This window comes from Spirillospora sp. NPDC052242 (assembly GCF_040679555.1).
In the GTDB taxonomy this organism is placed as follows: Bacteria; Actinomycetota; Actinomycetes; order Streptosporangiales; family Streptosporangiaceae; genus Spirillospora.
In genome coordinates this window covers 112233-123711 of sequence record NZ_JBFAUZ010000012.1, presented here as the reverse complement: position 1 = coordinate 123711, position 11479 = coordinate 112233, and the positions used below count along the sequence as shown (strand labels likewise).

Annotated in this window: 12 protein-coding genes; 7 read left to right on the top strand and 5 right to left on the bottom strand. The window is 73.8% G+C overall.

Features of this window, described 5'->3' with window-relative positions:
• Positions 1-101 precede the first annotated feature (101 nt).
• Positions 102-560, bottom strand: coding sequence for a DUF6210 family protein (locus tag AB0L25_RS12650; protein WP_500171415.1), 459 nt, complete (start codon positions 558-560; stop codon positions 102-104).
• A gap of 158 nt (positions 561-718) precedes the next feature.
• On the opposite strand from AB0L25_RS12650, the gene AB0L25_RS12645 reads away from it, so the two are divergent.
• Positions 719-2026, top strand: coding sequence for a sensor histidine kinase (locus tag AB0L25_RS12645; RefSeq protein ID WP_500171413.1), 1308 nt, complete (start codon positions 719-721; stop codon positions 2024-2026).
• The gene (locus AB0L25_RS12640) at positions 1978-2625 is read left to right on the top strand and encodes a LuxR C-terminal-related transcriptional regulator (RefSeq protein WP_500171411.1); all 648 of its coding nucleotides are present in this window, start codon (positions 1978-1980) and stop codon (positions 2623-2625) included. Before AB0L25_RS12645 ends, AB0L25_RS12640 begins: the two co-directional genes overlap by 49 nt.
• Positions 2626-2641: 16 nt before the next feature.
• On the opposite strand, the gene AB0L25_RS12635 is transcribed toward AB0L25_RS12640, so the two are convergent.
• Positions 2642-3061, bottom strand: a complete 420-nt coding sequence (locus AB0L25_RS12635; protein ID WP_500171409.1) for a cupin domain-containing protein — start codon at positions 3059-3061, stop codon at positions 2642-2644.
• 59 nt (positions 3062-3120) lie between these two features.
• On the opposite strand from AB0L25_RS12635, the gene AB0L25_RS12630 reads away from it, so the two are divergent.
• Positions 3121-3591, top strand: a complete 471-nt coding sequence (locus AB0L25_RS12630) for a MarR family winged helix-turn-helix transcriptional regulator (RefSeq protein WP_500171407.1) — start codon at positions 3121-3123, stop codon at positions 3589-3591.
• Positions 3592-3797: 206 nt separating this feature from the next.
• Positions 3798-5630: a glycosyl hydrolase family 18 protein gene (locus AB0L25_RS12625; RefSeq protein WP_500171405.1), complete on the top strand. Its 1833-nt coding sequence runs from the start codon at positions 3798-3800 to the stop codon at positions 5628-5630.
• A 109-nt stretch (positions 5631-5739) separates the two neighbouring features.
• Here AB0L25_RS12625 and AB0L25_RS12620 read toward each other — a convergent pair whose 3' ends face one another.
• Complete coding sequence (locus tag AB0L25_RS12620; RefSeq protein WP_500171403.1) at positions 5740-6471, bottom strand: nucleotidyl transferase AbiEii/AbiGii toxin family protein; 732 nt, start codon at positions 6469-6471, stop codon at positions 5740-5742.
• A gap of 56 nt (positions 6472-6527) precedes the next feature.
• Here AB0L25_RS12620 and AB0L25_RS12615 point away from each other — a divergent pair, with 56 nt between their 5' ends.
• Positions 6528-7226, top strand: coding sequence for an HAD family hydrolase (locus AB0L25_RS12615; protein ID WP_500171401.1), 699 nt, complete (start codon positions 6528-6530; stop codon positions 7224-7226).
• Here AB0L25_RS12615 and AB0L25_RS12610 read toward each other — a convergent pair.
• Complete coding sequence (locus AB0L25_RS12610) at positions 7223-7675, bottom strand: hypothetical protein (RefSeq protein ID WP_500171399.1); 453 nt, start codon at positions 7673-7675, stop codon at positions 7223-7225. The genes AB0L25_RS12615 and AB0L25_RS12610 overlap by 4 nt on opposite strands.
• Positions 7676-7700: 25 nt before the next feature.
• Here AB0L25_RS12610 and AB0L25_RS12605 point away from each other — a divergent pair, with 25 nt between their 5' ends.
• Complete coding sequence (locus AB0L25_RS12605) at positions 7701-7892, top strand: hypothetical protein (protein ID WP_500171397.1); 192 nt, start codon at positions 7701-7703, stop codon at positions 7890-7892.
• Entirely contained in the window at positions 7879-10428 is a 2550-nt protein-coding gene (alaS, locus tag AB0L25_RS12600; RefSeq protein ID WP_500171396.1) for an alanine--tRNA ligase, read from the top strand. Before AB0L25_RS12605 ends, alaS begins: the two co-directional genes overlap by 14 nt.
• Here the strand turns inward: alaS and AB0L25_RS12595 are convergent.
• Complete coding sequence (locus AB0L25_RS12595; RefSeq protein WP_500171394.1) at positions 10409-11443, bottom strand: NAD(P)-dependent alcohol dehydrogenase; 1035 nt, start codon at positions 11441-11443, stop codon at positions 10409-10411. The genes alaS and AB0L25_RS12595 overlap by 20 nt on opposite strands.
• Between the last annotated feature and the right edge of the window lie 36 nt (positions 11444-11479).

The window sequence follows — 11479 nt, the reverse complement described above, 5'->3', positions numbered from 1 at the left end:
GGCCCGCTTGTCTTGTCACCCCGGCGTGCCCGGTTCCCGGTGCGCCGCCCGCCCACCGTACGGCCTCCGTCCGACGGGCGCCGTGCCGCCGGGCGCCGCGCTCAGTCGGAGTTGCTCCACAGGAGGACGCCGGGCCCGTCGGGCGTCCGAACGGGGATCCACGCCTCGTCCAGTTCGGCGATGCGGTCGTCGTCCACCCGGAGCGGCGCCCACCCGGTGTCGCGCCCCGGGCCGGACGCCCAGAAGCGCAGCGCCCCGACCGCGGACCGGATCCGGTCGAGGACGCCGGGGTCGAGGGCGCGGCCGCCGGCGCCGGCGCCGCGCAGCGTGCGCTCGAAGACGTCGCGCAGCTCGCGCAGCCCGTCGCGGCCGCTCACCGGGTCGCGGGCGGCGACCGGGACGAGGTAGCCCTCGACCCCGGCGTGCAGCGTCGCCGTCCCGCCGTACTGCTGCTCGTAGACGACGCCCGTCCCGGCCCGGACCACGACGTACAGCCAGTCGCCCTGGGTGCCGTCGGGATCCAGGAGCACGTGGCGCCGGGCGTGTGCACGCTCGTCCATGCGTTCCCTTCCCGTGGCGGTTCCCTTCCCGCCGCCTGCCGGAGAGGGTAGGCATAACTCCACCTCGTGCCGCGCGGAACGGGGGCCTGGGCCCACTGCCGCCCGCGGCGCGGGGTCCGAGAATGGGCGCGGAGCACCATCGGACGCCTGGAGGAACGTTGAACGAGCACGAGCGGCCCGCCGATCGCCGGGGACGGTTCGTCCGGCGCGCCTTCCTCAACTTCGTGCGCGGGCTGGTCCAGGTCGTCGTGGCGTGCGCGGTCGGGCTCCCGCTGTTCATCCTGACGGTCGTGTCGATCCTCCTGATCCCGCTCGGCGCGGGCGTCTTCCTGACTCCGGTCATGGTGGTCGGGCTGCGCGGCGTGGCGAACCAGCAGCGGCTGTGGGCGGCGGACTGGTCGGGGGTGCGGATCCCGGCGCCGTACCGGCCCCGGCCGTCCGGCCGCATGGGCCCGTGGCGGCGGCTGGGGTGGCTGCTCGGCGACCCGGCGACGTGGCGCGACCTGCTGTGGTCGCTGCTGAACGCCCCGCTCGGGCTCGTCCTCGGCGTCCTCGGCGGCGGCCTGACCGTGTACGGGCTGGAGGGCGTGTTCGTCGCACCGTGGCTGGCGCCGTTGATCGACTACGGCTGGGGCCCGTTCTGGATGCTGAACGACTGGGGCGCGACCGGCTACGTCGGGACGGTCGTGCTGGGCGCGGCGCTCACGGCGGTGTCGGTCCCGGCGGGGACGGCCTTCCTCAAGGGGCACGCGCTGTTCTGCCGGTCGCTGCTCGCGCCGACGCGGGGCTCGCTGGCCGAGCGGGTGGAGCGGCTCACCGAGACGCGGTCGGAGACGGTGGACGCGTCGGCCGCCGAACTGCGCCGGATCGAGCGCGACCTGCACGACGGCGCGCAGGCGCGGCTGGTCGCGCTGAGCATGAACATCGGGCTGGCCGAGGAGATGCTGAAGCACGACCCGGAGACGGCCGCGAAGCTGCTCGCCGAGGCGCGGGAGGCGGGCGGCACCGCGCTGACGGAGCTGCGCGACCTGGTCCGGGGCATCCATCCGCCGGTGCTGGCCGAGCGGGGGCTGGAGGGGGCGGTGGCGGCGCTGGCGCTGAGCCTGCCGCTGCCGGTCGACGTGCGGATCGACCTGCCGGGCCGCGCCGACGCCCCGGTGGAGTCGGCGGCCTACTTCGCGGTCGCGGAGACGCTCGCCAACGTGGTGAAGCACTCGGGCGCGCGGCGCGCCTGGGTGCAGGTGGAGCACGACGGCGCCCGCCTGCTCGCGATCGTCGGGGACGACGGGACGGGCGGGGCGGACCCGGCGGGCGGCGGCGGGCTGCGCGGCATCGAGCGCCGGCTGGCCGCGTTCGATGGGACGATGGCGGTGACGAGCCCGACCGGCGGCCCGACCGTCGTGACCATGGAGCTGCCGTGCGCGTTGTCATCGCCGAGGACCTCGCCCTCCTCCGGGACGGCCTGATCAGGCTCCTCGAGGCGTTCGGCTTCGAGGTGGCGGAGGCGGTCGACAACGGCCCGTCGCTGCTGCGGGCGCTGACGACGCACCGCCCGGACGTCGCGGTGGTGGACGTCCGGCTGCCGCCGACGTTCACCGACGAGGGGCTGAAGGCGGCGCTGCAGGCGCGGCGGGAGATCCCCGGCCTGCCGGTGCTGGTGCTGTCGCAGCACGTGGAGCAGCTGTACGCGCGGGAGCTGCTGTCCGACCGCAGCGGCGGCATCGGCTACCTGCTCAAGGACCGGGTGTCGGACGTGAAGCAGTTCGTCGAGGCGGTGCGCCGGGTCGCGGGCGGCGGCACCGCCCTCGACCCGGACGTCGTCGCCCAGCTGCTCACCCGGCACGCCCGCGAGGAGCCGCTGCAGGCGCTGACCCCCCGCGAGCGCGAGGTGCTCGGGCTGATGGCCGAGGGACGGACGAACGCGGCGATCGCCGCGCGGCTGTTCGTCACCGAGAAGGCGGTCAGCAAGCACACGAACAGCATCTTCGGCAAGCTCGGGCTGCCCCCGTCGGAGGACGACAACCGGCGCGTCCTGGCGGTCCTGGCCTATCTGAACGCCGGTTAGACCGGCGCGCGCGCCGTCACCGCGCCCAGGGCGGGACGATGCGCTCGTCCCCCTGCGGCGCGATGTCGCACCTGCTCTCGTCGATGAGGGCGTCCGGGTCGTAGGCGAGGCAGCCAGCGTGCCCGGCGACGACGGCGGTGAAGCCGGTGTCCGCGCCGGTGGTCATCTGCCGGGCGACGTCGGCGGGCAGGACGAGCGTGTCGCCGGGGCCGACGCGCTCGGTGCGGCCGCCGACGTCGACGGTGGCCGCGCCGTCCAGGAACGTCCACACCTGCTCGGTGTCGAAGGCGTGCCGGGGGCCGGTCCTCCCGGGGAGCATGTCGACGCGCCAGACGGCGAGCCCGGCGGTGCCGCCCTGGGTGGGGGTGGCGAACGTGGTCATCGTCCCGTTCGGCGTCTCGGTGCGGCGGCCGTCGGCGTTGCGGACGAGGGTCATGGCGGAATCCCCTAAGTTAGGCAATGAGGTTGTCTATATGGTCAACGAGGTTGTCTTTCATGTCAAGCGAATCCCCCGGGTTCGAGCTGCCGCTGCGGATGTTCCTGGCGTTCCGCGCGTCCATCGACGAGGTCCACGCCGACCTGGCCGCCCACGGCCACCCCGACCTGCGCCCGACGCACGGGTTCGTCTTCCAGGCGATCATGCGCGGCGGCTCCTCGGCCGCCGAACTGGGCCGCCGGCTCGGCGTGTCCAAGCAGGCCGCGGGCAAGATGATCGAGACGCTCGAGCGCGCGGGCTACGTCGAACGGGTGCCCGACCCCGGCGACGCCCGCCGCAAGACCGTCCGGCTCACGCCGCGGGCCGTCGACGCCCTGCGGCGCTCCGAGGCGGCCTTCGAGCGCGTCCGCGCCGACTGGTCGCGACGGCTCGGCCCCGAACGCGTCCGCGCCCTGGAGGACGACCTCCGCGCCCTCACGCCCGCCGATCCGTGGCGGCTGGACGTCCCCGGGTGGTTCGGCGGGGCCTGAACTTTTTCCGCCGCGCGCCCCGTACGTACGTGTGCAGGCCGACGCCCGGACCAGCGCCCGCACCGCCCGCCGGGGCCCCGCCGGCGTCCCGTCCGGCCCTTGAACGGCCGGATCCGCCCGGTTACCATCGCCACAATTCTTAGGAAAGTTTCCTAAGAGTTGAGCGGGGATTCCTGTTTGCTCGGGGGCCGAACGAACGGAGAATCATGTCAAGACCGGGCGTACGGCGGGCCATCGCGCTCGCGGGCGCGGCCGTCCTCGCGGCGGCCGGCGGACTCCTCACGGCGCTCCCGGCGGCGTCGGCCGGAACCGTCACCGCCACCTGCACCAAGACCTCCGACTGGGGCACCGGCTTCGAGGGCCGCTGCACGATCACCAACGGGACGGGCGCCGCGATCGACGGCTGGACGCTCGTCGCCGACCTGCCGTCCGGGACGTCCGTCGGCGCTACCTGGAACGCGACGAAGACGGTCTCCGGGAACAAGTACACCTTCACCAACGCGGGCTGGAACGGCGCCGTCGCGGCGGGGGCGAGCACGAGCTTCGGGTTCGGCGGCACCGGCCCCGGCTGGTTCACCGGCTGCACCGTCAACGGCGCCGCGTGCGACGGCTCCGGCGGGCCCGGCGGCGACACCGAGGCGCCGACCGCCCCGACCGGCCTGCGCTCCACCGGCAAGACGGCCACCACCGTCGCGCTGGCCTGGACCGCCGCCACCGACGACGTCGGCGTCACCGGCTACGACGTGTACAGCGGCTCCACCAAAGTCCAGACGGTGACCGGTACCCAGGCCAACGTCACCGGCCTCACCGCCCAGACCGCTTACACGTTCACCGTCAAGGCCCGCGACGCCGCCGGGAACGAGTCCGCCGCGTCCAACGCCGTGTCCGTCACCACCGACGCGGGCGGCGGCCAGCCCGGCCCCGGCGGCGACAAGGTCATCGGCTACTTCGCGCAGTGGGGCGTCTACCAGCGCAACTACCACGTCAAGAACATCCACACGAGCGGCTCCGCCGAGAAGCTCACCCACATCAACTACGCGTTCGGCAACGTCCAGAACGGCCGCTGCACGATCGGCGACTCGTTCGCCGACTACGAGAAGGCGTACACCGCCGACCAGAGCGTGGACGGCGTCGCCGACACCTGGGACCAGGAGCTCAAGGGCAGCTTCAACCAGCTCCGCAAGCTGAAGAAGATGTACCCGCACATCAAGGTCATCTGGTCCTTCGGCGGCTGGACCTGGTCGGGCGGCTTCGGCCAGGCCGCCCAGAACCCGCAGGCGTTTGCCGAGTCCTGCTACAACCTGGTCGAGGACCCCCGCTGGGCGGACGTCTTCGACGGCATCGACATCGACTGGGAGTACCCGAACGCCTGCGGCCTCACCTGCGACACCAGCGGTCCCGAGGCGTTCGAGAACCTGATGCGCGCCCTGCGGAACCGGTTCGGCACCGACAACCTGGTCACCGCCGCGATCACCGCCGACGCCAGCGACGGCGGCAAGCTGGAGAAGGCCGACTACGCGGGCGCCGCCCAGTACGTCGACTGGTACCTGCCGATGACCTACGACTTCTTCGGGGCGTGGGCCGCGCAGGGCCCGACGGCGCCGCACTCCCCGCTGACGTCCTACCCCGGCATCCCGCAGCAGGGCTTCAACACCGCCGACACCATGGCGAAGCTCACCGCGATGGGCGTCCCCGCGAGCAAGCTGCTGATCGGCATCGGCTTCTACGGGCGCGGCTGGACCGGCGTCACGCAGTCCGAACCCGGCGGCACCGCCACCGGCGCCGCGCCCGGCACCTACGAGGCGGGCATCGAGGACTACAAGGTCCTCAAGAGCCGCTGCCCCGCCACCGGCACCGTCGCCGGGACCGCCTACGCCAAGTGCGGTAGCCAGTGGTGGAGCTACGACACCCCCGCCACCATCGACGGCAAGATGCGCTGGGCCTCGGGCGAGGGCCTCGGCGGCGCCTTCTTCTGGGAACTGAGCGGCGACACCACGGGAGGTGAGCTGATCACCTCCATGAGGAACGGTCTCGGCTGATCCAGGCGCGGGGGAACCTCCCAGCCCCCGCCGGCCGAGCCACGCGGGCCCCCGACCTACCCCGGACGCCGGTCGGGGGCCCGCCCCTTCCCGGCGTCCGGGGGTCGGGTCACGGGCGGGGGGCGCGCGGGTCCGCGAGCCGTTCCGCGAGCTCCCGGACGTACCGCGCGGGCGGCCCGTCGGCCTGCGGGCACGCGTTCTCGAACTCCTCCGGATCGAGCCGGAGGAGTCCGATCCCCTCCAGGCGGCGCGGCGTCAGCCCGTCGACGAGGCCCGTGTCGAGACCGACGTGGCCCGCGAGCAGCCACGCGTCGTACAGGTCCTTGGGCTGCGGCGCGTATTCGCTGAGCAGCCAGTGCACCTTCCAGGCCAGCGACAGCGCGGGCGTCGCACAGCGCAGCGGCACCTCGCGGGGTTCGCCCAGCGCGTCCGGCCCGTCGGGTACCGGCACCAGCACGACGTCCGGCTCGACCGGCAGCCGCTCGCCGAACGAGGAGTCGACCTGCACCGTCCCGCGCGCCCGCAGCGCGCCGGTCAGCGCGTCCAGCCGGGCGCCCGCCGTCCGCGCCCCGACCCGCCTGCAGCGCCGGGTGACGAACCGCTCCGCGCGTCCGTCCGCCCGGACGCGGCGGGCGTTGCGCGACACGTGCGCCGCGTGCGGACGGACGACCTCCGCGAGCCCCGGCGCGGCGCCGGGCTCGGCGCCGGGCTCGGCGCCCGGGGCGAGGAGGAGCTTCACGTGGTGCTCGAAGTAGTACGCGGGGCCGAGGGCCTCGCCGTCGGCGGCGGGGACGCCCGCGTTCCAGGGCGCCGCGCGATGTCCACGTTCCGGATGCTCCAAGAGCACTCCAGCCGATTCATCCGAGTTTCCGGGCGGGCTCGTCTAGGGTGCGGACCGTGCGCGACATCGAAGCGGTGCTGTTCGACCTCGACGGGACGCTCTTCGACCACGACGGCGCCGCCGCGGAGGCGATCGCCGGGGCGTTCCCGGACGCCGACGCCGCGTGGCTCGTCCCGCGCTGGCACGAGCTCGGCGAGGCGGCGATCGAGCGGTACCTCGCGGGCGAGCTCGACTTCACCGGGCAGCGCCGCGCCCGCATCGTCCGGCTGGCCCGCGAGCTGGGCCTCGGCACCTGGGACGACGCGCGCGCCGACGCGTGGTTCGCCGCCTACACCGGTCGCTACGAGGCGGCGTGGCGGCCGTACCCGGACGTCCCCGGCGCCCTCGCGGCGCTCGCGGCGCGCGGCCTGCGGCTCGGCGTGATCACCAACGGGGACGTCCGGCAGCAGCGCGCGAAGCTCGCGCGCATGGGGCTCGCGGAACGGCTGCCGCACGTCACCGCGTCCAGCGAGGCCGGCTGCGCCAAGCCCGCCGCGGAGATCTTCCGCACCGCCTGCGCGGGGCTCGGGCTGGCGCCCGCCGCCGTCGCCTACGTCGGCGACCGCCTGGACACCGACGCGCGGGGCGCCGCGGCGGCCGGCCTGACCGGCGTCTGGCTCGACCGCTCAGACGGCCCCGCGCCCGACCACGCGGGCGTCGTCCGCATCACCGGCCTCGACGCGCTCCCCCGCGTCCTCGCCGACGGCCCCGGCTAGGGTCGGCGCTCCGGGAGGTCGGCGTCGCAGAAGACGCACACGAAATGCTCGTCCTTCACCACGTTGAGCTCCGCGCACGACGGGCAGTGGCGGAACACGAACACGTGCGTGAAGCCGTCCGGACGGCCGAGGCCCGCGCGGTCGAGGGCGGCCGCGACCGCCGACCACGACTCGGGACCAGGGCAGTAGCCGGTCGACTGGTTCGTCACCTCGACGGCCCGGCCGTCCCCGAACGCGATCTCGCCCGCCGCCAGGACGGGACGCCCGCCCGCGCAGGACACGTGCTCGCTGCGGCGGGGCGCGATCCGCAGAACGCCGTCCAGATCGACGACGTAGGTGAAGGGCTCGTCGTCCAGGCCGTCGATGTCCGCCCGCGAGCCGACCGGTTCACCGACCCTGCCGGGATCCGCCCCGGCGAACAACTCGGCGGGACCCACATAGTCGTACACGCCCGCCACCGTAAAGGTTAAGGGCGTGCCGATCGCGCTTTCCGTGCGCTACGGTGAAATGAACGTCCGCGAGTCAGGAAGTCCGATGGCCTTTCACGAGGTGGGGCGGCGAGCTAGCCGCGCCGAGCTGGGGAACGAGCAGTCGTGCCCGGCCCGGCTCGGCGGTGTGCGCCGTCATCCCATCGACCTCGTGAGGCCGTTCCATGCGCTCTTCTGACATTCGCACGACCTTCCTGGACTTCTTCCGCGAGCGCGATCACCGCGCCGTCCCGTCCGGCCCGCTCGTCCCGTCCGATCCCACGCTGCTGCTGGCGAACGCGGGGATGAACCAGTTCAAGCCGTACTTCCTCGGCGAGGCGACGCCCGATCATCCGCGGGCGATGTCCGTGCAGAAGTGCGTGCGCACCTCCGACATCGAGAACGTCGGCCGCACGGCGCGGCACACGACGTTCTTCGAGATGCTCGGCAATTTCTCCTTCGGCGACTACTTCAAGCAGGAGGCGATCTCCTGGTCGTGGGAGCTGCTCACCGAGCACTTCGGTCTCGACCCCGACCGGCTATGGGTCACCGTCTACCTGGACGACGACGAATCCGTGCGCCTCTGGCGCCGCATCGGCGTTCCGTCCGACCGCATCCAGCGACTCGGAATGAAGGACAATTACTGGTCGATGGGCATTCCCGGGCCCTGCGGCCCGTCCTCGGAACTGCATTACGACCGCGGGCCGCGCCACGGCCGCGAGGGCGGTCCCGCCGTGGACGGGGAGCGGTACCAGGAACTCTGGAACCTCGTCTTCATGCAGAACCTCCGCGGCGAGGGACCGGGCAAGGAGGGCTACCCGATCCTCGGCGAACTGCCCGCGAAGAACATCGACACCGGGCTCGGCCTCGACCGCCTCGCGGCGATCCTGCAGGGCGTGGACGGCGTGTGCGAGACCGACCTCGTGGGCCCGACCCTCCGGCTCGTCCAGGAACTCGCGAACCGGGACTACACCGACGAACCCGTCTCCTTCCGCATCGTCGCCGAGCACTCCCGCTCCATCGCGTTCCTCATCGCCGACGGCGTCCTGCCGTCCCCCGACGGGCGCGGGCACGTCCTGCGGCGGCTGATGCGCCGCGCGATCCTGCACGCCCGCCGGCTCGGCATCGACGACGCGCTCCCGCCCCTCACCGCCGGCGTCGTCGACAACCTCGGCGGGACGTGGCCGGAGCTCGCGTCGCACGCGGAGCTGATCCGGCACGTCGCCGCGTCCGAGGAAGAGGGCTTCGAGCAGACGCTCCGGCAGGGCACCCGCTTCCTCGACGGCGCGATCTCCCGCTCGTCCGGCACGCTCTCCGGCGACACCGCGTTCACGCTGCAGGACTCCTACGGCTTCCCCATCGACCTCACCCTCGACGCGGCGCGCTCCGCGGGCCTCACCGTCGACGAGGACAGGTTCGGCGAACTCGTCGATGAACGCCGCCGCCGCGCCCGCGACGCCGGCCGCGGCACCAAGGACTCCGCGGTCGCGCGCCGCGACCTCTACCGCCGCCTCCTCGCCGAGCACGGCCCCACCGAGTTCGTCGGCCACGACACCACCGAGGCGGAGACGCGCGTCCTGGCCCTCGTCGACGGCGCGGGCGAGCTCGAGGTGATCCTCGACCGCAGCCCGTTCTACGCCGAGAGCGGCGGCCAGGTCGGCGACACCGGCGAGATCCGCACCCCCACCGGCACCCTCCGCGTGCTGGACACCCGGCCCGAACTCGGCCTGCACGTCCACACCGTCCGTGTCGTGGACGGCGAACCGCGCCCGGGCCCCGGCCACGCGGTCGTCGACGCCGACCGCCGCACGGCCACGGCCCGCTCGCACAGCGCGACGCACGTCCTGCACGCGATGCTGCGCCGCGTCCTCGGCGACCACGCGGTCCAGCGGGGGTCCCGCGTCGAACCCGGCAGGCTCCGCTTCGACTTCGCGCACTTCTCCCCCGTCGACGTCGCGCCCGTCCAGACCCTCGTCAACGACTACCTCCTCGACGACCCGCAGGTGCGCGTCTGGGAGGCGTCCCGCACCGAGGCCGAAGCGGCGGGTGCGATCGCGCTGTTCGGTGAGAAGTACGACGAGACCGTCCGCGTCGTGGACATCGGCGACGCGTCCCGGGAGCTCTGCGGCGGCACCCACGTCGCCCACGGCACGCAGGCCGGGCCCGTCCGCGTCGTCGGCGAATCCTCGATCGGCACCGGGCTCCGCCGCATCGAGGCGCTCACCGGCGCCGACGCCCTCCGGCACTACGACCACGAGCACCACGTCCTGACCGAGCTCGCGGACCTCCTCGACGCGCCCCCCGACCGGCTCACCGAGCGCATCGGGGTCCTCCTCGAAGCCCAGCGGGAACTGAAGGCGCTCCACCGCAGGCGACTCGACGACCTCGTGACGACCCTCGCGTCGGCCCCCGAGCACCACCCGGGCGGCCGCCTCATCACCCGGATCGTCGACGTCCCCGACCTGCGCGCCGTCGCCACGAAACTCCTGCCGCACGCCGACGCGGTCGTCCTCGGCGCCCGCCACAACGGCAAGGCGACACTGGTCGCGGCGCTCGGCCCCGGCCTCGGCACGCCCCGCGACCTCCTCGCCCGCGCGGCGCGCGAGGTCGGCGGCGGCGCCGGCGGCAAGGGCCCCGTCGCCCACGCGGGCGGCCGCAACGCCGACCGCCTCCCCCGGGCGATGGAGCTCGCGACCGCCGACGCCCGCGCCCTGCTCAGCCGTTCGGCAGGATGACGGCCCGCCCGTTCACCTTCCCGGCGTGCAGCCGCTCGTACGCCTTCGGCGCCTCGTCCAGCGAGTACGTCTCCACATGGACGTCGATGATCCCCGCCCTGGCCAGCTCCAGGACCTCGATCAGCTCGCCCCGCGACCCCCAGTAGGGGGCCCGCACCGAGGCGTCGAAGGCGATCGCGCCGAACCCCACCTGCGCGACGCCCCCGCCGATCCCCACGATCACGACCTCCGCCTCGGCGGCCGCCACCGACGTGGCGGTCGCCACCGTCGGCGGCACCCCCGCGAAGTCGAACACCGCCTGCACCCCGCCCGTCATCCCGCGGACCCGCTCGGCCGCGCGCTCGTCCGACAGCACCACCTCGTGCGCCCCGACCGTCCGCGCCAGCTCCAGCTTCTCCTCCGACACATCGAGCGCGATCACCGTCGCGGGCGTCAACGCCCGCAGCAGCTGGATCGCCACGTGCCCGAGCCCGCCCGTCCCGATCACGACCGCCGCACTCCCCGGCACCAGCTTCGGGAGCGCCCCCTTGATCGCGTGGTACGGCGTGAGCCCCGCGTCCGTCAACGGCACGTTCGTCACCGGATCCAGATCGCCCAACGGCACGAGGTGCCTCGCATCATCGACCACGAGGTACTCCGCGATCGCCCCCGGCGCCCCCAGCCCCGGCGGCATGATCCCCAGTTCGTCCGCCCGCACGCAGTAGTTCTCCTTGCCCTGCGCGCACATCACGCACGCCCCGCACCCCCACGGGCCGTACACCGCGACCGACTCCCCGATCGACACCCCGCGCACCCCGTCGCCGACCGCCTCGACCGTCCCGGCCCCCTCATGCCCGAGCGTCAACGGCAACGGGAACGTCAACTGCTCGGCCGTCCAGCCCATCACCGCGATGTCCGAATGGCACACCCCGGCCGCCGACACCTTCAGCAGCACCTGCCCGGGCCCCGGCTCCGGATCCGGCACGCTCACGACCTCGGGCGCACCGCCCACCTCGCGATACTGAACCGCCCTCATGTCTCCCCCTCAGGACGTACGTCCGGGGGATATGCC

Coding starts and splice junctions, on each gene's coding strand:
- AB0L25_RS12650 (WP_500171415.1), bottom strand. CDS start 560: ATGGACGAGCGTGCACACGCCCGGCGCCACGTGCTCCTGGATCCCGAC.
- AB0L25_RS12635 (WP_500171409.1), bottom strand. CDS start 3,061: ATGACCCTCGTCCGCAACGCCGACGGCCGCCGCACCGAGACGCCGAAC.
- AB0L25_RS12630 (WP_500171407.1), top strand. CDS start 3,121: ATGTCAAGCGAATCCCCCGGGTTCGAGCTGCCGCTGCGGATGTTCCTG.
- AB0L25_RS12625 (WP_500171405.1), top strand. CDS start 3,798: ATGTCAAGACCGGGCGTACGGCGGGCCATCGCGCTCGCGGGCGCGGCC.
- alaS (WP_500171396.1), top strand. CDS start 7,879: ATGCGCTCTTCTGACATTCGCACGACCTTCCTGGACTTCTTCCGCGAG.
- AB0L25_RS12595 (WP_500171394.1), bottom strand. CDS start 11,443: ATGAGGGCGGTTCAGTATCGCGAGGTGGGCGGTGCGCCCGAGGTCGTG.